Source organism: bacterium, from assembly GCA_021372535.1.
Classification (GTDB): domain Bacteria; phylum Latescibacterota; class Latescibacteria; order Latescibacterales; family Latescibacteraceae; genus JAFGMP01.
In genome coordinates, this window is the sequence record JAJFUH010000088.1 from 1 (window position 1) to 21,645 (window position 21,645).

At 44.2% G+C, this 21,645-nt stretch carries 14 protein-coding genes and 1 tRNA gene; 11 read left to right on the forward strand and 4 right to left on the reverse strand.

Annotation, left to right across the window (positions count from 1 at the left end):
- Positions 1–1,220: MBL fold metallo-hydrolase (locus LLG96_08510; protein ID MCE5250248.1), on the reverse strand; the 1,220-nt coding region annotated here is incomplete at its 3' end.
- Positions 1,221–2,050: 830 nt separating this feature from the next.
- The gene (locus LLG96_08515; protein MCE5250249.1) at positions 2,051–2,911 is read right to left on the reverse strand and encodes a UbiA family prenyltransferase; all 861 of its coding nucleotides are present in this window, start codon (positions 2,909–2,911) and stop codon (positions 2,051–2,053) included.
- 708 nt (positions 2,912–3,619) lie between these two features.
- Here LLG96_08515 and LLG96_08520 point away from each other — a divergent pair.
- The 10 genes from LLG96_08520 to LLG96_08565 all read left to right on the forward strand — a co-directional run bounded on the left by LLG96_08520 (position 3,620) and on the right by LLG96_08565 (position 17,784).
- Complete coding sequence (locus LLG96_08520) at positions 3,620–3,988, forward strand: BlaI/MecI/CopY family transcriptional regulator (GenBank protein MCE5250250.1); 369 nt, start codon at positions 3,620–3,622, stop codon at positions 3,986–3,988.
- A 5-nt stretch (positions 3,989–3,993) separates the two neighbouring features.
- A complete protein-coding gene (locus LLG96_08525; GenBank protein MCE5250251.1) occupies positions 3,994–7,065 on the forward strand; it encodes a T9SS type A sorting domain-containing protein in 3,072 nt (1,023 codons plus the stop codon).
- A gap of 280 nt (positions 7,066–7,345) precedes the next feature.
- A complete protein-coding gene (locus tag LLG96_08530) occupies positions 7,346–9,634 on the forward strand; it encodes a T9SS type A sorting domain-containing protein (GenBank protein ID MCE5250252.1) in 2,289 nt (762 codons plus the stop codon).
- 1,021 nt (positions 9,635–10,655) lie between these two features.
- The gene (locus LLG96_08535; protein MCE5250253.1) at positions 10,656–12,134 is read left to right on the forward strand and encodes a hypothetical protein; all 1,479 of its coding nucleotides are present in this window, start codon (positions 10,656–10,658) and stop codon (positions 12,132–12,134) included.
- Positions 12,122–13,057, forward strand: a complete 936-nt coding sequence (locus LLG96_08540; protein ID MCE5250254.1) for a radical SAM protein — start codon at positions 12,122–12,124, stop codon at positions 13,055–13,057. Before LLG96_08535 ends, LLG96_08540 begins: the two co-directional genes overlap by 13 nt.
- 18 nt (positions 13,058–13,075) lie before the next feature.
- Entirely contained in the window at positions 13,076–13,684 is a 609-nt protein-coding gene (locus LLG96_08545; protein ID MCE5250255.1) for a ParB/RepB/Spo0J family partition protein, read from the forward strand.
- 403 nt (positions 13,685–14,087) lie between these two features.
- Entirely contained in the window at positions 14,088–15,020 is a 933-nt protein-coding gene (locus LLG96_08550) for a site-specific integrase (GenBank protein ID MCE5250256.1), read from the forward strand.
- Positions 15,021–15,123: 103 nt separating this feature from the next.
- Positions 15,124–15,200 (forward strand) — tRNA-Arg (locus LLG96_08555).
- Between the two features lie 193 nt (positions 15,201–15,393).
- A complete protein-coding gene (locus tag LLG96_08560; protein ID MCE5250257.1) occupies positions 15,394–16,578 on the forward strand; it encodes a hypothetical protein in 1,185 nt (394 codons plus the stop codon).
- A gap of 63 nt (positions 16,579–16,641) precedes the next feature.
- Positions 16,642–17,784 (forward strand): Gfo/Idh/MocA family oxidoreductase, encoded by a 1,143-nt coding sequence (locus tag LLG96_08565; protein MCE5250258.1) that lies wholly within the window; start codon positions 16,642–16,644, stop codon positions 17,782–17,784.
- Between the two features lie 86 nt (positions 17,785–17,870).
- On the opposite strand, the gene LLG96_08570 is transcribed toward LLG96_08565, so the two are convergent.
- A complete protein-coding gene (locus LLG96_08570; protein ID MCE5250259.1) occupies positions 17,871–19,838 on the reverse strand; it encodes a tetratricopeptide repeat protein in 1,968 nt (655 codons plus the stop codon).
- Positions 19,839–20,296: 458 nt separating this feature from the next.
- Entirely contained in the window at positions 20,297–21,454 is a 1,158-nt protein-coding gene (locus LLG96_08575) for a dipeptidase (protein MCE5250260.1), read from the reverse strand.
- Between the two features lie 101 nt (positions 21,455–21,555).
- Between LLG96_08575 and LLG96_08580 the strand changes: the two genes are divergently transcribed.
- Positions 21,556–21,645 (forward strand): IS200/IS605 family transposase (locus tag LLG96_08580; GenBank protein MCE5250261.1); only part of this gene is annotated, 90 nt, incomplete at its 3' end.

Sequence of the window (21,645 nt, forward strand, 5' to 3'; positions counted from 1 at the left end):
ATATGCTCTTTCCTGGCTGACTCATCGCCGCTGGAGACGACACTGATAATAGGTGAGACCATCTGAATGAATGCCCCGGAAAAATCTGCCGAACCATGGTGCGGTACTTTGAATACCTCGGAACTGAGATTGATTTCGCCATTCTTGTGTTTACGGGCCAGAAAACGGCTGGCTTCCTCGTTCAGGTCCCCGGTAAACAGAAAGCTGAAGCCGCCATACTGAAGACGGAAAATAATTGAATGGCCGTTGATGGTATGAGATGCAGACAAGCCTTTAAATCCTTCATCGTCCAGATCAAGCGATTCGTGACCTATCCGTGGTCTTTCAGGTGGTGTGCCGAGAAATTTAAGGCCCGTGATGCCGCCCTTCCTGGTCAGAAACGGCCCTAAAACCGATATTTTCATTTCACCGCTGTTGAAGAAATTGAAAGCATCGTCTTCACCGAAAGAAATCCTGCGGAATTCAATTTCTTTTCGATCGTTCCAGTCCCTGAGAGCTTCCTTCCACCTGAGAAACGGCTCGTTCATTTCCTTGTCCGGCACATCGAGCAGACTGTCCGCCAGGTCTGTGACAATTGTCTCGCCATTAATGAATGCTGTAGAACCGAGTAACTTTTTGTCAGGAATGGCCTTCTTGTTATTGTCCTTGCCCGGGCGCTTCACGAGGCCGTTATGGTAGACCCGTTTCGGGGCGATGAAGAGCCGTTTTTTCGGCTCGGAATGACTCTCCGACTCGTGAATTTTGGTCAAACCCACGAAGTGATCGGCATCGCCGTGGGTTACGAGAATACAGTCGATTTCTTTTGGCTTGGTCTTACTTGTACCTCGATAACGGGCAGCCAGATATCGGGCGAAAAGTTGATTGTCGCCTCCGTCTACCAAGATGATCTTACCATCCGGCGACTCGATGACTGACCCATCCCCTTGCTGCACATCGACAAAATTGACCTTGAGAACCTTGTTGTTCTTTTTCGGAATGACGACGGAGGCGGGCTTGCAGCCTGATGACTTCGTCGGACATATGTACGCCTCTGTCTTTACAGGCAGGATGCTCCCGTCCTTTTTATTCTCGTACCTCACAGTATTGATACGAACATGTTCGGCGGTCGTTTCAATGACCTCGACGTAATCACCCCAGGCCAGCGTGTACAAATAACCCTTGCGATTCGGTTCCTTGAACACGTCAGCGAGATCGACGTTAATGACAGACTGGTTTGCCATGTTCTGATCCCTCCTTCGCGATACTGATACATGGTGTTGATAGCTCTGTGTTTTTTACGGTCGAAGCATAGGTAGTCAAAGTAACAGAACACCTGACGCAAAATCCCGAAGTGACCACCACGATCTGCTGCCTTATGCGCCTGTAAAGGGATAATAAGATCGTCATCAAATGACAGGATGATTATTAATGGATGTGCGGACATGACTGTTGCCTCATGCGTCATGTTTTAAACTGATATAGATTCAATAATTATTCTAAATATATAACGTTAAGTTATTTATTGGTTTTTAGTGAATTACATTACATAACACATGTAATATACATACTTTCTAATAATATCAAAGAACATTTTTTCATGTAAACACCATATGTATAAAATGGTATCACTCAATGTAACTTCTATAATAATAAAGTATAAAAGATATGGTTATTATGGTGCTGTCAGAATAAGCGGGAATAAAAGGAGGCTCCGCTTGTTCACGGCTGAGTGTTTCGATGTGACCACAAGGGCAGTGGAGTATCCTGAATACCAGTAAAAAATTGGGTGGGTGGGAAAGCAGTTCGGGCATTTTTATGAGAATGATCCTGAAACCATCCAACTGCCGATATAGGTTTGCGGTTCTGCATCAGTTCAAAGAACCCGGGAAGGTGGTATGAGTAATGCCGAGTTGCAGGCAGGTAAAGATAATAACGTAATGTGGCGATTATCCGCAGAAAAATAGTGACCGTTTAATTCCATGTTGCCTCTTTCCTTGACGAGGATGAACCGGTTACAAGTTTGGATTGAGCAATTATTTCGGGTATATGGCATTATTGGTTTTCGAACTTTTCATATATCAATAAACCTCATTAATATAAAAATCAATAGTCCTGATGTTGCTCCCAGATAAAGCCATCGGATATATTTTCTTCCTTCTTCATTTTTTGATAACAATAATCTAAACGTCGAATAAGCAATCGCACTATCCATTATTATGATTGGCACCAAATAAAGGGTTGGGAACCAATTCAGTATAAAAGGAATAATCGTCAGCAGAATAACGAAAAAGAAAATGTAACTGCTTATTTTGATCGCAGTGGGTTTACCATATTTAATTGCCAGGGAATTTGATTCAATAAGAATATCCCCCCGCATATCCATGGAATCAGCAGCAATTTCTTCTCCTAAATCTATTAATGCGGCAATTATACCAAAAAACCAGACTATTTTATTAAAGAATAAATCAACTGATATACCACCATAAATAAATGTCATCCCGACAGAAAAACTTACCATAAAATTCCCGGGTAATCCGCTCTTTTTAAATTTCCGGTTATAGAGAAAACCAATAATTGATATGAAAAATGTACATGATAATGCTATAACATTAATCAGATAACTAAGAATGAGCCCAATGATCAAAAGACTTATTGATAGTAATAAAGCTTCTGATAGAGTGACGGTGTTAGAGGGTATAGGACGATCGGGCGCATTTATTTTATCAGTCTCAACATCGAAATAATCATTTAATACCAATATTGAAGCGGAAATACAAAATATTGACAAAAAACCATTTATCGTTTCAAAAACGGGTGCAAAATGTCCAAGCGCTAACAATTGTCCCATGATAACGCATACACCTGCTGAAAATGGTAGTTCAAATCGTACTAATCTGACCAGCCCTTTTATTTTCTTCATACACTTTGCCATATATAAATCCTCAAAGAATTCCTAACAATGGTTATACAGTCTGTATAAAACGGCATACAAAGACTGATCCCTTCTGTATAAGTAGTTTACACCATACATTCTGGCATATACAGTCTATATAAACCATCATACAACTCGCCGATAAAGCTGAGCATTTCGTGATATTCGAAGTTATAGATGTGGTGTAAGGTATGGGTATCTGGTAACCTTGTCAAGAAACCATTATTATGAACGGATTTCTCTTCCCGCTGAAAACAACTGTTACCCGAGGAAACGATTTCTCTAAAAAACAGTTCGCAGTTTCGATTTCCTTATCATGCTTGCCAGATACTTCGCAAGAGAGTCTCAAGCCGGAAGGAGCGGATGGAATCTGCAGGGTGATGCCGTGTACTTAACATGTGACAAAAATTGAGAAACAGAAGTGTAAGGAACAAAAACCGTCGAGGTACGGAACCCTATACCAATGATGGGGGAAGACAGCTGGAGTGACCACTTCTCCTATCCGCGTACCCGTATTACTGTGATAAAAAAAAAATTCCAATAATATGGTGCATATAACTATTTATAATACAAATAATAGCTAATATTTTACCCTATAAAATTTATTACGGTAAAAAAACACTTGACAAAAATGATTTACCATATTAATATTAAAGCCATAACATTATGCCATTAACATTAAAGCCATAATTCAAAGAGGTAGTCGGTATGACAGAACTTGAAATCGGCAGCGGGCAGATGAAAGTCCTGAGGGCGCTCTGGAAAGAAAAAAGGGCGACAGCCCAAAAATTGACGGAAATTCTGAATGAAACTGAGCCGATAAAATTCAGCACAGTTTCAACATTTCTCCGCATTCTGGTTAAAAAGGGTGTCGTCGCCTTTGATGTTGACAAGCGCACCTATATTTTCTACCCGCTTGTGAAGGAAAAGGATATTGCGAACCATGCAGTGATGAATTTAATAGATCATGTATTCGCAGGATCAAAAGAAGGTTTTGTGTCATTTATCATAAATAACAACTACATAGAGCCTGATGAATTGAAGAAAATAAAAGCGATGATCGATAATAAGGAGTAATGACAATGCTGGGGATCGCGGTTAAATGGCTGCTGCATTTTTCAGATGCTGCGTTTATTACCGGCATCAATCTCCTGATTCACACAACAATACTCATCGGTATCTGCCTGGCCTGCAGGTCAGTGGTAATGAGAAGAGGAGGGAAAGCGGCTACTCAGTCTGTATTGCTCCGTACCTTCCTTGTCGCGGCACTCCTCAGTCCATTGACATTATCGCTTTTCAAGTTCACGGGAATGAATGCACTGTACCTGTCGGCCACTTTATTATATCCTCCCGAGTATACTTACGACCTGTCACGGGAAAGCACCCATTCCCAAACGTCGTCTCAAATGATAACGATTCAAAAATCCGGGGAAACGGTAAGCCATGAAAATACGCAGCAAAACGAACATGCTTCAGATAATATCCCTAAAGTGAACTCACCTGTAAAGAATAATGAGAGTATAAAAGTATCGTTACCTTCAGGTGTACAGGTACAAAAACGTCCTGAGCTTGCTGTACCCGGCAGTGTTGAAAAAAGCATGAAAGATCATGCAGGCAGATTGAAAGCAACCATTTCTACGGAAAAAGTTGTTCACGGATTGGCTGTAGTATTTACCATAGTCTGGTGTGTTTTTTCGATGTTTCTGTTTGTACGGTTTATTGCCATCAATCTTTATATACGACGCATAAGGCAACTGGCTTCGGAAGCAAAACCCGCGTACAGGGAAATATGCCGGAAAGCGGCAGGTGAGTTTGGTATAAAGCCGCCTGCAATTTTTCAAAGCCACTATGTATACAGCACGATGATAACCGGTTTTTTCAAACCCTCCATAATACTCCCCTCCGGTGCGAATGAAGTTCCTATGGCAAGCAGGGAAGTATTTCTTCATGAACTTGCACACTTTGCACGGCGTGATTATCTCTGGAATCAATTGGGGCAGATTAGTAAAATCTTGTTTCCATTTCAGCCGCTCTTATGGATTCTGGCCCGCCTGATAGAAGAAACAAGCGATTATGTCTGTGATGATTATGTTGTAAAATTCAGCACAGTCAACCGGTCTTACGCTACTCAACTATACAACCTTGCGCTCAATTCCCAACCGGCATGTCCGAAAATTCAGACCGGCGCCGGAATAGTGTCTACCGGATCGCCTTTTCGCAGGAGAATTGAACGTATTCTCGATAATTCATATGCACGTCATGTAAAAATTAATGCCAACGAAGCTATGTCGATCACGCTTCTTTTTATATGTTCAATTACATTTACGGGATTCATCAGGGTAGACCGCCCCGGGGCAGTTCAACAAAGCAAGTATGTAACAAAACTTGTCAAAGATACCATAGAAACTAAGGCTGATGACTCATTCACTGTGAAACGTTACCCTGACAATCATTTCTCATCCGGGTATAGTGATTCTCGCATGACGGAATATGATTCGGAAAAAGAACACGAACATATAAAGGCGAAGAAAAACGCTGACAGAGACGGCGTTCAGGTTTCCGAAAAAGTGACAGGATACAATCCGGACCAAGGAATGATCGTATCGCGCACAACATATGGGCAAAATCCTGGAAATATCCCCGGCATTATGCAGGTTAACAATATCCCGAATGAAAAAACGGCCAAACCGGCAGAAAGCACTGAACATAATACTGAAGCCCGCCCGGAAATTGAAAATTCAGATGATAATTCAACAGCGATACAGGCACCGGAGCCTGAAACCGCGAATAATCACGAAGCGGATACGGTCAACGTTCATCTGGCTGGAGGATACGATTCCGGTATGGCTGTGTCATTTTCCTCCGCGGACGGTAAAGAATATTCCGAAGACATTGCCCTTAAGGCTGTCAAAGTGACCATAACGTACGATTATGAAAACGCAGATTCCAATAATCCCGCTGATAAAAAAATGAGCGCAATGTATCGCTCGCTGGATAAGAATAAAATGTATCCTGTGTGGTCGCCGGACGGGAAAAAGCTTGCCTTCAGCGATGAGAATTATGGTATCTGGATGGTTCCGTCCGAAGGCGGAGAGCCGACGCTGGTATACGATAATTATTATAAAATCGACTACAAGGGATATAAACTCCAGCTTGGCGGACTGGAAACGCTCGGTTTTTCTCCCGACGGCAATGAGATAGCATTTTTAAGACCGACAATCGATCAGGAACTGGGAACGGAGGTTGTTATCGACAATCTTGGGTCCCAGATACAGATAACTGTCAACAACCCGATACCGGTCATCGAGATTGTGAATATCGAAACCGGAGAGAGTCATATCATCGCCCGCAATGCGACATCCGGGCGATGGAGCTACGATGGCAGGTACTTTTTCTATTCCCGCCGGAACGCCGAATTGTTCAAGGAGCTGGTCATTACCGATACCAGGACCGGAGTTGAATGGCTGATAAAGGATTTTCTTTCAAGTCCCATCTATTTCCCCATGCATGATTCCTACCTCATGTTCAGCAAAAGCGACCTGTACAGGGTCCGTGAGGAGAACGGCATACTCGAAGAGCTTTCATTCGATGAAAAATCCGATCTTTCCGATATCTCTCCCGATGGGAAATGGATACTGTATACCGACACACACAATGGAAGGAAGCAAGCCGTTTACAACACGAAGACCGGCGAATCCTCGGATGTTTTCCCCGGCATGGATATACAGCCCTACTGGGCCAAATTCTCGCCCGACGCATCGAAGATCTGTTTCTGTCTCAAAACCGGCAGCGCCCCCAATTACGAATGGAAGATGTATATCTGTGATACACCGTTTACCGGGGATACTCCGAGCGAAGCTGTATCTTCCATACCGGCCGTTTTCGAGCTGAAAGGCAATTACCCGAACCCGTTCAACCTTTCAACGACCATCGGATTTTCGCTCCCGGAAAACGGCCCTGCTTCTCTGGTCATTTATAATATCATGGGACAGAAAGTGAGAGAGCTTATTTCGGAACAGATGGAAGCCGGTTACCATACTGTAGTCTGGGACAGCCGTGACGACAGCGGAAAAACGGCAGCCTCGGGTACTTATATCGCGCGGCTCTCCGCCGGAAAACACACCGCGACCGGAAGGATGATGCTGGTAAAATAGTATTTATAAGAAGCAGTTCAATAAGTTCCCATTAGTGGATCAATGGGGCTGTATTATAAAAGTTCAGCGCTATGAATAAGACTCTCCCGTCTTCGGACGACTGTTAATAGAAAAGGAGGCAATGCTATGAACTCGGAAAAAAATCCATAGCGGACAAGAAAGGTAAACTCACCCCTATTTCCCGCTCTCCTGAAAATAAAGAAGGTCAGGGGATGAGTTCAGGTGCGGATTGGGATCAATTTATCAGGGTCATACACACTTTTACACAAGGAGAATAACCATGCATTCTTTCAAACTCTTTCTGGCGGCGATCATCATCACTGCCGCTTCGACTGTCCATGCAGAAGACCTCTGGAAGGGGTATCCCAACGGCAATACGGTTTATAATATCGCTTTCCAGGGTAACTATGTCTGGAGCGCCGCCGAGGGAAGCCTTGTCAGGTGGGACAGGCGAGACGGAACCTACAAACAGTATACGGTTGAGGACGGCCTTCTCAGCAACCGCATAAAAACAGTTTTTATCGACCGTGACAACAATCTCTGGATCGGCTCTCTCAGCGGCGTCCAGAAGTATGACGGTTCCATCTATACCAATTATACTCTGGAAGACAGCGGGCAGGAAAGCCACTACGTCATAGCGATCGACCAGGCACCGGACGGAGCCATGTGGTTCGGTATTCAAGGCGGTCTGGCGCGTTTCGACGGAACGGCATGGACCTATTACACGAAAGACACAAGTCCGATAGATGTCGACTATGTCGAAATTTTTGCCATCGACAAAGACGGCATCTTCTGGTTTACGCATGTCACGGACAATCGCTACAACGGCCTTGCGAGATTTGACGGCGAAACAGTCACCCTGTTTACCCCGGCGAACAGCGGAATTGTCTCGAAATATGTTTTCGATATCGCAGTCGATGACGATAATGTCAAATGGATCGGAACAGATCAGGGACTGCAAAGCTTCGACGGTACGGCATGGAAGGAGCATATTCGCCCTGATTACGAGTATAGAGACAGCATTATGAGCATCGATATCGATGGCAGCGGCACTATCTGGGCTGCCACGATGCCGGGTCTCGTCAGTGGCGAATTGATACATCCTGATGAAACACATAATATTCTTCGATATGACGGATCCTCGTGGACAGTACTTCCGGTGAATGAGCTGCTGCCAATGCCTGTCGAAGGATACAAAAACATTCGTGTCGACGACAATGGAATCCCCTGGTTTGTTACCCGGAACAACGGACAGGATGCCTGCACACTGTACAGCTTTAACGAATCGAAACTTTCCAGCTATGTGGTCGACGGTCCCCTGAGCTACATGTTCAACGATATCTTTGTCGACCGCAATAATGTCAAGTGGTTCGCGACCAGCTACGGACTGAGTAGTTTCGACGGGACATCCTGGAAAAATTACCTCTATGAACTGGCAAAAGAAGAGTATCGGTATGAAACGTATAATGGAGAAAGATTTTATAATCCCAATTACATTTCTTTCACAAACTTCATTAATTCAATCGTCGAAGACCGTGACGGTGTCCTGTGGATGGCCACCCTGTTCGGCATCAGAAGCTTCGACGGGACATCATGGAAGGTATACTCTGAGGTAAATACCGATGTAATTCCAAACACCTGCTCAAGTTTCTCATTTGCCGGGGTCGATGGCAACAACGTAAAATACTTCCTGTCAACATCCGGTGTTCTTGTCATGTATGACGGCGAGAAATGGGAAGCAAATACCTGGTTGAAAGACAACAAACAGAGTATATTATTCATGGTTTCCGGTGCCTCGTCAGCATGCGCCATCGATAACGACAATAATCTCTGGTTTATAACACCCATCAAGTCCACCATCTATCGTTTCGATGGTTCCGAGTGGACAGTCTATCCTTTAGAGACAACCGGTGTACAGGGAGTCGGAATGAGCTGTATAGTCGACTGTAACAATGTCAAATGGTTCGGAACCAACAAAGGTTTTTACAGCTTCGATGGCAACGAATGGAAAAATCATTCCACCGTTGTAATCGATGGCAATGGCATAAGAGACATGACGGTGGATAGGGACAATATGCTGTGGCTGCTGAACGGTCAGAAGCTGTTGTCCTATGATGGGAAGAATACGGTCGAGTATGCAACGGGATTATCGGGAATTACCATGCAATTTGCTATCGACCGGAACGGCCTTGTCTGGTTTGGCGGACTCGAAAGCGCTACCACCAGCGGAATCATGAGCTACAATAAAAACGCGGCAGTTACGGCGGTCGATTCGCCGCAGGCCCTCCCCGAAGCCGTGGCAATCAGGGGTAACTTCCCCAACCCGTTCAATCCGTCCACAACCATCGAGTTCTCACTCCCCGAAGCCGGATTGACAACGCTCGCGATCTACAGCATAACCGGGCAGAAAGTCCGTGAGCTTGTGAGTGAACAGTTCACCCGTGGAGTTCACACAGTGGTCTGGGACGGCCGTGACGACCGCAGCGTCAGTGTTTCGTCAGGCGTTTATCTATGTCGCCTCAAGATGGGAGATCAGGTGACGGCGAAACGGATGCTGCTGATCAGGTAAAACGGCCGTTCCCCGATAGCCTGTTATCAACGGCGCCTTTCATGACGGGCGCCGTGGGCTGACGATAAGCCGGTTTTTCATAGTTTCTCTCTGTCGGACATCGGGCACTTTCTACGGATATTTAAAGAAGGTGCCCGGTGAAAGAGTACACCCCCGCATATAACGCCTGTATTCATGGAATCATCGATATTTTTTTCTCACATTCATCCGCGGCACATTCCCCGGTACTCTGTGTAGTATATCGTTAATCAATTGCACCAAACTTATGATATATCAGAATATTGCATCGTTTTCTTCACGCTCAAGAATTTACTCAAATTGAATACAATTCATGTCCACACCCTCACTACTTCTTTTTTAGTCAGATACTCATTTTCGGAAGAACCAAAACAGAGTATTTAAAAATAAGTTAAATTCTAGTGATGATATAAAGCAGTTTTAAGCCTCTGCGATATACGACCTGGGTATTTTGATTGATGGGTATTGGTTTGAAGAGACACTTGGTTTGGTCTTTTAAGCCATTGAAGATTGATTAAACCTTTCATAACATCTTCTGCCGCAATGAGGTGCGCCAATAGCTCAGTCGGATAGAGCAACTGCCTTCTAAGCCCGCCAGGCCATTTATCGCAAATCATTGATAATCAATAAATTGTCGTAATAACAATAAGATACGCTTGTAGAAAAAATCCGAATAGTATCTCTTTTTTCGTGATTTTTACACTTTAGCTGCCAGAGAACTGCCAGAGAATTTCCAAATATTCTTACTGTTATCGCTGGATTATTAACTCAAAATCCTCCGACCGTAAGGTCATGGGTGTTCGATTCCTTCCCTCAGAATCATAATAATAACAACCACTTAGGCAAAATCAGCTTAAGTGGTTTTTTTTATTACTCTCTATATGATAAGAGGCAATGTTTCATCAAGTAAGGATAATAATTTATACTTGACAAAGCGGGCACTATAAAGTATAATTGTATACACGAATATTGCGCCGTATTTTTATATCAACGCGAGGATGACATGTACGAACGTACAAAAAAAGAAAAACACATCATCTCAGAAGAGATGCTTAAAACTTTTTGGCGTTTACAAATATATAAAATCCTCCAGAGAAAAGTTTTGATCGACAAAATTGAGGTTCATGAACAATCACTTGATGTCAAAACGATATCGTGGGAAGAATACTGGAAGGATACACCTGCGGTATTTCAGAAAAAAGTCAGTGAGTTACATAAAACGTGGACGATATATATCGATAACGGGTTTAATCCACACTTTGCTTATAGATATAGTGACGCGTATTTACTTTTGATATCTGAGGTTGTCAAACAGCATTTGCCATTAACCGATTCACAAAGAAAATTTCTCGTTAAGGTTCTTGGATTTGAAAACGTTATTCTCAGTTTCACCAATGTAGTGAATGCTTTTGCAGCAATAACGACAAGTATCAGAAATCCTGTTTTTCTGTCGTTTATTAAACGGGGACTCCGAAAAAATAGTAGGAATGATCCCTGTTTGCTCCCATTGATCGTAGCGGCCAATAATAATGTTCCAATGCTATTCTATCATTACCGGAAACAGAGGCTTCTTAAAAACACCGATGAAAACATTTTATTTTTTCTTGCTGCTGATCTCAACATCAGAGAAAAGAGTTTTCATGGACTGGACATAGTGGCAAGAAATTTAGTTCCCCCATGGGATTCACGGATCGCCCAACGCTCTCATCTAATCACTGATAAAGTTCTCTTGCCAATCATTTCGCCTATCCAAAAGAAAAAAAATAAGAAGGTATTACGCATTCTTGATATTGGCTCCGGCGATGGCCAATATACCAGTACAATAGTTGGTAGAATCCTGAAATCCGGTTTATTAACGAGTAGTAAAATCGAGCTCACGATGCTTGATGTCCTCATGGTCGATCCCAATATTCACTTCTCGCATAAGACTCTTTTACCTGGTCTTGCCAGAGTCGAATATATTCGAAATGACTATTCAGAATGGCTAACCAATTATACTGTGAGGCAATGTAATCAGTATGATATTGTTTTCCTTTTTCGCATTCTTCATAACTTTAGCCATTTTAAAATTATCTCTGAGTCCATAGCAACTGACATTGACGGTTCTTACAGGAGCCGATATAAAATATATCAGTATCTATCGGATTATTATCATGGTTTATCATTGCTTTTTCCAGAAATAACGGAAGATAGAACCGATAAAGGTAACAAGCTGTATTATCCTGCTCGGGTTTTCAATGATTCCAGCCTGATAATACAGCAAAAATATAGTCTATTAGAATGTTTAAACTCAATATCAAATGGCATTTTGATCGAAGATGGGGATTTGACTAGCGATTTTCTTATCAAGCATTTGTCAGAAAATTCATGCAACATGTTACAAGCATATGATCTGTCACATAATTTACGTTTATCAATCAACCATGTTTATTGGATTTCCCAAATGACTGGCGCACCGTGGAAAAGGATATGGCCCGCATAATTGAAGTATGCCGTAAGGCAGAAGTGCTCAAACATCCATCGTTACCCTGCCTCTCTCATTTCCACACGATTAACCTGCTTGCAGGGTGTCCCTATGAATGCCGGTACTGCTATGCACGGAGTTATCGTTCAAATCCCGGAAATGGGAAAGTATTGTTCTATTGTAATACATTTGACCTGCTACGGTACGAGCTTCTTCGGAAACGGAAAAGACCCGTGCTTGTCTATTTCAGCACCGCTTGTGAACCCTTCATTCCATATGAAATGGTTAGTGATGTACTGTTTTCAGTCATGAAATTATTACTCGATCATAATGTCTCTCTTCTCATCTCCACGAAGTCACCTGTATCTGATCGATTTGTGAATCTTTTCGCCCATTATCCCGGCAAAATACACATTCAGGTTGGAATGACGATGACGGATGACAGAATACGGCGTCTTCTCGAACCGAATGCATCCTCTGTTGAGGTACGCCTTACTACGCTGCGCAAATTGCGTGAACAGGGCATTCATTCCGAAGTACGTATGGATCCGCTTATACCGGGACTGACGGACACTGAAGAGTCATTCACATCATTGTGCAAACAAATCTCGGAATGCGATATCACCCATGCAGCTGCATCGTATCTTTTCATCCGCCGCGCCAATTATCAATCCATGATGATAAGATTCAACGGCTGGTCGTTCGAAGACATCTTCAAAGAATTATATACCGAAATAATTGTTAAATATTGCGGCAACGGAACCGTTACTGTTCCCGATGCAGAGTACCGACGAATAAAATACGGTGAATTGAGGTCGATTGCCCATGACTATGGGATAACATTACATCTTTGCGCGTGCAAGAACAACGATATAACGCATGAAAACTGCCATAGCACGTCAATAGATTCACTCAGGATACAAACGGAACTTTTCGATTAATTTCATGGAGGTGAAATCATGTACGAAGAACTTCCTCTTGATGTTCTTATTCCAAATCCTCAGAACACGAACAGAATGTCGCGGATGTTCGCCAAAAAACTGCACCATAATATCGAACAGCTTGGTTTATATGAAACGATTACTGTCAGGCCGCATCCATCATTGAATGACAGGTTTGAGGTGTTGAATGGTCATGAACGGATAAACGCTTTGCGGAATATAGGATTGGACAGTGTCAGATGTGATATCTGGAACGTCGACGATTCACGTGCTCAGTTGTTTCTCGCAATTCTCAACAAGCTGAGAGGTTCGGATGTTCCGGAACTGAGGATGGACCTTCTCTACAAGTTACTGGAAAAACAACCAAAGGAAGACCTGGCGGCTCACATTCCCGAGACAGCAAGTTATCTTGGTAAACTTGAAAAATTGCGTGAGGAAGTTGAAAAAGAAGAAGAGGAGAAGCCTCGGGAAGAAATTGCTGTTGTTATACTGAACTTTTATCTTAGCTCAGAAGATCATTTCATTGTTTTAAAGGCGTTAGATGATATTACCAAACGGTTTAACCTTGCGGATTCAAGCGAGGCTCTTGTCATGATGGCAACAATATATCTGAAAAGCACGGAATAGACTACTATCTCATGAAGATAATAGTAGTACTTCAGTCCTTTACGATATAAAAGACCGTGACGGTCACTTGTTCTGCCCAACGTCTGTCTCTTAACAGGTTGTGTGGCAGCATTTTTGAGACCTGACATGAGGACTTCCCGGTCGAAGAAAATGCTTCCTGCCAATTTGAAAAAACCGGGTATAACACCTTTCTTTTCGTACACCCATTTGGGAGTCTTGCCTAACAACTGGGCTACTTCGCTGACCGTGAGGTAGGGGCTTTCCATAACGTCCTCCGTTATGTGTCCCTAATCCTCACTGTTAATCATCACCTCAAGCTTTTTTGAGTAAATACAAAACCGCCTCCACTTTATACCTACTATATCACGAGTCAGCAATATAACTCCGGAAAGGAGAAATGCAAGTGCCAGCTGAAAGAATCAAGACGAAGTTCGGTTTCAGGTGGCGCTACCGGGGTCAGTATCAGGGCATTCAGTACCGAAGCCCGTCCATATACACCACCAAGCAGGAAGCGCTTCTGGCCGAGAAACGGCATGTGCTCGAAATTGACGAAAACCTGAGAAATCCGAAAAAAGATATGAAGCTTTTGGACCTTATGATCTTTCGGCTTGACCAACTCCAACTGAAAAAGAGCAAAAAGTATTACCGGGAGAACAAGCGGTATTTCAAAATGCTTCTTGAGAGGCTGGGCAACGTCTATGTTTCGGAAATCACCCGTCAACAGATCGATTCTTTCATCAACGACTTTTCACGGGATTTGGTCGGCCGCGGCAGAACCAACCACAAAGGAAACGCTTGCCTTAGATACCTGAAAGCGTTATTTTTCTACGGTTGCCGGATTCACGAATTGCAAAACAATCCATGTGTCGGCATCGAGTTTTTCCCGATTGACAAAAAGCTCAAACACATACCGTCCGATGAAAACATCGATGGCGTGTTGAAGCTTTGCGATCAGGAAGAAGCCCTGTTAATCCGTTTCGTCATGGACACCGGGGCCAGAATAAACGAGGCGTTGCATTTGACGCCAAAGGATATTTTTGACGATTACGTGGTTCTGTATACCCGTAAGAGCAAAAATTCCAACCTGATTCCCCGGAAAGTTCCCCGGCCCGAATACCTGGTGAATTTTACAGGTTTTAAGCGCTGGGGCGAACATCCGAGGTTTCTTGAGAAGTACGTCAGGAAATTGAAGCAGGAAACCTGGAACTGGCATAATCTCCGACACCGATATGCCAGCAGGCTGTCGAAAGAAGGCAAGCCGCTCTTTGAAATAATGGCCCTGCTCGGCCATTCGAATTTATCGACAACGCAGAACTATCTGCAGTTGTTGCCATAGAGGGTTATAAAACAACCCTCTATTTTAAATCTGCCAGAAAACTGCCAGAGAAGAGAAGGAAAAGAGCGCCGACATCTTATAAAGTATTGCCGCACAATCAAGTGCCCCCATAGCTCAGGTGGATAGAGCGACGGATTCCTAATCCGCAGGCCGCGTGTTCAAATCGCGCTGGGGGCACCACTGATAGTAAGGGCTTGGAAGAAATTCCGGGCCTTTTTTTCTTTTATGCATGGTCTCAACATGGTCTTCTATAAAATATCTACTGAATTACGAAGAGATATAGCATATTATATATGATGATTCGTGTTAGATATATATGAATTGAAAAAATAATGATTGTATCATGTATACTTTTAACAAAAGGAGCAGCCCAATGGCCCATCGCCGTACTTTTATTAAAAACGTTGCCGCCGCCGGGATAGCCGCTGGCTCGACAGCCTTGGGAACAGGTAAATCGTATGCCGCTGAAGAAAGAATCGATCCGAGGAAGCCCTTCAAACGGTCATCGAGGTTCAGAAACGAGCTGGTTACTATCGGAGTAGTCTGTGGATCGCGAAACGCCGGGCATATATCAATCTGGGGCCAGACATGGAATCCCGATAACGAGCATATACGGACTACCGGAATGAACTGCCGTTATATCTGGTGCCTGAAGGACGAGGATAAACAGTTTTATCGTGAGAAATGGGGTTTCGAGCCGGTTAAAAATCCCGAGGACATGATCGGTAAAATCGATGGTGTAATTCTTACTGATTTTTATACCGTCCCGCTCAACCATCTTATGGCGAAACCGTTTCTTGAAGCCGGAGTTCCCACATTTGTCAACCGCCCCTGCGCCACATCAATGGAGAAGGCGCGTTTTTTAACGCAGACAGCAGAAAAATACAAAACACCGCTCATGTGCGGTTCGACATGGGAATATACTGAAAGCTGCGGGGATGTCCGCACTTCGCTCGCAAAGATCGATGAGATCAAGGGATATGTCGCCCACAACTCTATGAGCGATTTTTATACACATGGCGTCCATGGAATCTACTATATCTATTCATGCCTGAAAAACGAGATCAGGAACGGGCGCGGCCCGGCAACAGCCGCATCGTATATGACACCTGACTGGAAAAACTGCAACGGCTGCGTCACATTCGAACATCAGGGGCCGAAAGGACCGTACTACGGCTCGCTGCACGAGCCATGCGGTGCTAACGGGCATGCGTATATTCATATTTTCTGCAATCATCCCTTCGATGTGGAAGGTAAAATTCCCGCATCTCCCGGGTACTTCACTTATAATACATGGAACGCCATGCAGCTCGTTATCCAGGAGATGTTCGAAACGAAAAAAAGCCCCGAGGAAGGCTTCGACATTCTCGAAAAAACCGCGATGTTTCTCATGGCATTCAAATCCGTTCTCGAGCGAAACGGCGCTCCGGTACGGCGTGAGGATCTTGAAGGATGGGAGCTCATGCCGCCGCGTAAGGCAGACTTTCCTGATGCCCATTCCGTGGATGAACTCAAACAGATCGCCCGTGTTTTCGGAGGCGACTATACTGAACCCTGACAGAGCATAACCCTGTACCCTGGCCATGATAATACTCAATATTGAATACCGGGAGAACAGCACATGGGAGAACAGAAAACGGTTGAAATCAGCCGCACCGATAAAAACACGAAACGCCGTGCTTTCATGAAAACAACCGCGGCAATCGGTGCCGCATCGTTGGTGCAGTCGGTCGCACCCACCGTGCATGCCGCGCCGCAATCAGCTAAAAGAAAGCTGAGAATCGGTGCCCTTGCCGTGGGGGCATATTCATTCTGGTCATACACATGGGGCGACCTGCTTTCCCCGCACGGGACCACGGTAAACCGCGGTTCGCTCGGTACTGACCTGTTCAACATGGAAATCACCCATGTCTGGGATGTGAATCCGGAAGAGGCTCAGAAGTTTGCTTCAAAAGTCGGCGCAAAAGTTGTAAAACGCTATGATGACATGGTGGGCGAGGTCGATGGTGTTGCATTCGGCGGATATTACGAAACCCCATGGCAGTACCGGCTTGCACGGCCCTATGTTGAAGCGGGCATCCCCACATATCTGAGCCGCCCGTTCGCCTATTCGCTCAGGGACATCGACGATCTGCTCGATTGCGCCGCATCTCACAATACTCCCATCATGGCGACCGATATCTACGAGCACCTGTATGCTGTCACCACGCTCAAAAAACAAATCAAAAATACCGGAGAGATACAATGCGTGCATGGTACCTGCCTGACACAGGAATATCCGGCTCTTTTCCACACTCCGTACATGATGTTCAAGATTCTGGGCACCGATATCAGCCGGGTATCGATAATCACCGATAACCCGAACGAGAGTAAATATCTTGTTGGAACATACCTGTATAAAGGCTGGAACGGACAGCCGCCGTTCACTGCATCGCTCACCATGACACCACGGGGTGATCTCTATTCCCTGACCGTTACGGGGACCGGGGGAATCGAAAGTTCGAGGCTTCCGGTGTTCGAGAATTGGCGCGATGACCTTCTTGTACACCATGTTCCGATGCTCGTTGCCATGCAGCGCATGTTTGAGGGGGAAAATTTCGAGCCGCTCGATACGGTCAGGAAAAAAACAGAGCTTTTTCTTACGGGATTTTATTCGGCTCTCGAGCGCAGAGGCGCGCCTGTCGATGTAGGAACTGTGCCTGTTGAATGGCGGGCTCAGCCGGTCAAACCGGACTGGATTGATGAATCGATGTTTAAAAAATAGCCTTTAAAGGATTGAAACCGGAAAACCAACCGGGCTGATAAAAAGTAATAGACTGATCCATATATGTGATTAAACAGAAAACGGTTTTATTTCGGCCCGGACAATTGTGTTTTACGCATGAGTTCGCTTGCCCTGCTGAGTTCTTTATCGGCTTCATCTGTCTTTCCCAGCTCTTTTAAGCATCTGGCAATGCCCATATGGGCATTGATGTCATCAGGATTTAACCGGACCGCTTCCCTGTAATGGTCAACGGCCTCTTCGGCACGACCAAGATTATACAGGGTATGACCGGTCAGAGTCTGGAGTTCGGAACTATCCGGTCTGAGTTTCAGGGCTTTCGATAATATGGCAAGAGACTCTTCGTTGTTACCGCGTTGAAGCATGATTGGCACGATTTTTTTAATTACTTCAAGATCATCGGGCACAAAACTTAATAATCCCGTATAAAATGTGACAGCTACATCGAGTTTCCCGTTTTGTGCAAGGTAATCGGCCACATTCCTCAATTTCACAATATTTTCTCTGTTCATGCCGATTGCACTGAGATACATTTCGAGCCCTTTTTCATATTGTCCATCCATGACAAGAGCAGCGCCATAGTTTACAGCGATATCGGCACTGTACATATATGTCCCGTCATGGACTTTCATGCTGGATGCTTTTTCATAGTATTGCAGAGCCTCTTTAATTTTGCCTTTTGTAAACAGGAAATATCCGATGTTATTATTCACGAGCATATTATCAGGTTCGATTTTCTGAGCCTTAACAAATTCCGTATAACCTTCTTCAATATTCCCATTATTATAATATGCCCTTCCAAGGTTGATATGGGGTCTGGACTTCAAAGGCGATTTTTTTGCCGCATCAGCCCACAGACTTATCTCGTTCTTCCATACCATGTTCCGTTGAAATGATAAAACTGAAAAAATCCCGATAATCACAATGAAGATGATACCGGTAGCCTTTTTACTTCTCTCCCAGATCAGGTCGTACAATGTACTGACAAAAAACAAACTGAATCCGAACATAGGTAAATAGAGCCTGTGTTCAAACATGACATTAGCCAGTGGTTTGAAACTCGATTCAATCGAAAGAGTAAGAAAAAACCATAGAATTCCGATAGACGCAAGCCGTTTACGGGGATAAATCCATACAGCGTATATAAAGAGAGCAGTCAGAAAGAGAAAACCTGATACAGTTGCAGCTCCGAAAAAGCTGAGTGAAGCCGGGATATCGTGATCGATGTTCTGGTGAATGGGAATGAATAACAACCTGATATAAGATACTATGACTCTGAACTGAGTAAAGAGATAAATCCTGCTTGTCAGGAGCGGATCGTTCGGCCTGTTCGAGATGACAGGTTCAAAAACAAAGAATATATTTCTATATGATATGAATAGAAGAATGGGTATTAAAACCAGGAACAATAGAACAGGCAGAATATAATACACCGTTTTTTTGCTTGTGATTATTTGTTTAAAGTCTCCTGTATGGAAAAAACCCATCTCAAACAGTATGAGGGCGAATGGCAAGGTAAAAATAATCTCTTTCGTAAATAATCCCGAAAACGCTGCCAGTACTGAAAGCAAGAAAAACAGGATTCGTGCATGTCCATACTGAATTAACCTGGCCTTGATGTAGAAACAGAGCGTCAGGAGATAAAACAGTGTGGCAAGGGAAGCAAATCTCTGTGCGATATAAGTGACCGCCTGAGTCTGCATCGGGTGCGAAACGAACAGGAGCGCACATGCCAGAGCAATAAATTCTTTGTTTTTACTGATTGTTTTCTTGCACATCACCGGGGTAGACAGCAGAAGCATGACCAGCCACCATACACAGACCGAATCAAGGAGGTGCAAGAGAAGGTTGACAACATGATATCCGAAGACATTCGTGTTACTGAAATGGTAATTCAGGGCAAATGATAAAAAACCGAGGAAACGGAATTTTCCATGAAGAGGATTGTTCCAGATGGTATGAATGTCATACAAATTATAAATAGCGTTATTATTGACTATGGTATGGAAATCATCGAAATGAAACGAAGCCGTCATGCTGTCTGAATAGATGATAATACCGAGAACACATACGATCAGAAGAGAATACAGAGGAGAAATGCTATATGAATGAGATTTCGGAGAGTCATGCTGTTGAGCTGTTTTACTATGTTTTTTTTTAGTGACCATGTATCCGGTTTTTTTTTAAGGTATTGATCCCGCAGTAACCAGTCATCATGAATGGTATTGTCGTTCATATGACCCGTATTTGAAATATAAAACATGACTCATAAAAGTCAAAACATATAGTTATATCACCTCTAACCGATCCTTTTTTATGGTGTTTTTTAAGGTTGTTAACGATGAATAATCACGATCCATGAACCGGGATTATTCATCCGCATCGATAATAAGGACGATAAAAAATTGTCCCTGCCACGGTTAATACAAAAATATGACTCACATTGAGTGTATATCTATGCCCAAAAATACCAGAAGATAAATCAGGCTGATTATTATCCCCTTTTCGCTGATGACCGGTCAATGGTTTTTTGCAGAATCCGAAGGAAATTTCCGCCCCAGACCTTCCTGATTTCCTCTTCCGACATGCCGGAAGACAGCATGCTGCGTGTGAGACTCGCAAGCTGTGACACTTCGGGTACCACCGGTATTGTGGTACCCAGACCGTCATAATCGGTGCCGATAGCAACATGATCGAAGCCTGCCAGATCACCGACATAGCAGATATGCTCGACTACCCGGTCAATGGTTGCCTTCTTCGGATCGGGATCGATGAACTGTGGAGCGAAAGCAATCCCCATGACTCCGCCTGCCGAGGCAAGCGCTTTGATCTGGTCGTCAGTCATGCACCGGGCGTGCTGGCAGAGTGCAAAGACAGCGGTGTGAGACAAGATCGGCGGCAGGGTAGATTGCTCGAGGACATCATAAAATGCTTTATCGTTGATATGCGACAGATCGGTGACCATGCCAAGCTCGTTGCTTGCCTTGAGAACATCCATGCCGAATGAAGTCAGGCCTCCTGCGTTTTTACGGTCTTCCTCACGTTCTTCGGGAGTGCAGGGACGATAGAGGCTCGGAGTTCCCTGCATGAAAGTCGGTTCGGCGCCGCCTTCACCATGAGTGATGCCCGCCAGCCTCACACCGAGACGGTAAAGGAGCCGGAGCGTATCGACATTTCCGTCCAGCCAGCGGCCGATTCCCTCAATGGACATCATGACACCGATTTTCCCCGACTTACTTGCACGAACAGCATCGTTTGAGGAAAACACCTGCAAAAGGTCATCGGGATAAAGGTCAATCTGCTCCAGAATACGTTCCGAGGTAACCCATACATTGGCCGTCGGACCGTTCCCTACAATGAAAAATCCGACATCGTAACCGCCTTCCTTCATCCGGGGAATGTCCGTATGGTATGATGGATCACGCTGTTTCCAGTTCAGCGGATTTTCCTTACGGGCGACCCGTTCGACCGGCGTGTCATTGTGGCCGTCAATAATCAGAAGTGTTTCATGAAGTTTCCGGGCCTGTTCCATGGTGACACCCTCTTTCTTCACCCGCACTTCTTTCGCATAGACAGGCGCGATCCCTGTTGCAACGATTCCGGCAATTCCACCGGCTGCCGTTTTCTTGAGAAATTCACGTCGTGTTTTCATTAGTCCCCCGCTGTGATGAAAAAGAAAACTGACACGATTTATCTGAAAATATTTAATCAAAAGAATTCCTCGGAGTTCTACTCCGGGGTTATATTGTCAGGATGAGCGAACACATCCTGAAAAGACATAATAAGAGTCTCCTGTTATACCATATTGTATGTCCTGCAAAATACAGGAGAAAGGTATTTACA

Excerpts from the sequence above, each read along its gene's own strand:
- LLG96_08515 (MCE5250249.1), bottom strand. The coding sequence starts at position 2,911 with ATGGCAAAGTGTATGAAGAAAATAAAAGGGCTGGTCAGATTAGTACGA.
- LLG96_08520 (MCE5250250.1), top strand. The coding sequence starts at position 3,620 with ATGACAGAACTTGAAATCGGCAGCGGGCAGATGAAAGTCCTGAGGGCG.
- LLG96_08525 (MCE5250251.1), top strand. The coding sequence starts at position 3,994 with ATGCTGGGGATCGCGGTTAAATGGCTGCTGCATTTTTCAGATGCTGCG.
- LLG96_08530 (MCE5250252.1), top strand. The coding sequence starts at position 7,346 with ATGCATTCTTTCAAACTCTTTCTGGCGGCGATCATCATCACTGCCGCT.
- LLG96_08535 (MCE5250253.1), top strand. The coding sequence starts at position 10,656 with ATGTACGAACGTACAAAAAAAGAAAAACACATCATCTCAGAAGAGATG.
- LLG96_08540 (MCE5250254.1), top strand. The coding sequence starts at position 12,122 with ATGGCCCGCATAATTGAAGTATGCCGTAAGGCAGAAGTGCTCAAACAT.
- LLG96_08545 (MCE5250255.1), top strand. The coding sequence starts at position 13,076 with ATGTACGAAGAACTTCCTCTTGATGTTCTTATTCCAAATCCTCAGAAC.
- LLG96_08560 (MCE5250257.1), top strand. The coding sequence starts at position 15,394 with ATGGCCCATCGCCGTACTTTTATTAAAAACGTTGCCGCCGCCGGGATA.
- LLG96_08565 (MCE5250258.1), top strand. The coding sequence starts at position 16,642 with ATGGGAGAACAGAAAACGGTTGAAATCAGCCGCACCGATAAAAACACG.
- LLG96_08570 (MCE5250259.1), bottom strand. The coding sequence starts at position 19,838 with ATGACGGCTTCGTTTCATTTCGATGATTTCCATACCATAGTCAATAAT.
- LLG96_08575 (MCE5250260.1), bottom strand. The coding sequence starts at position 21,454 with ATGAAAACACGACGTGAATTTCTCAAGAAAACGGCAGCCGGTGGAATT.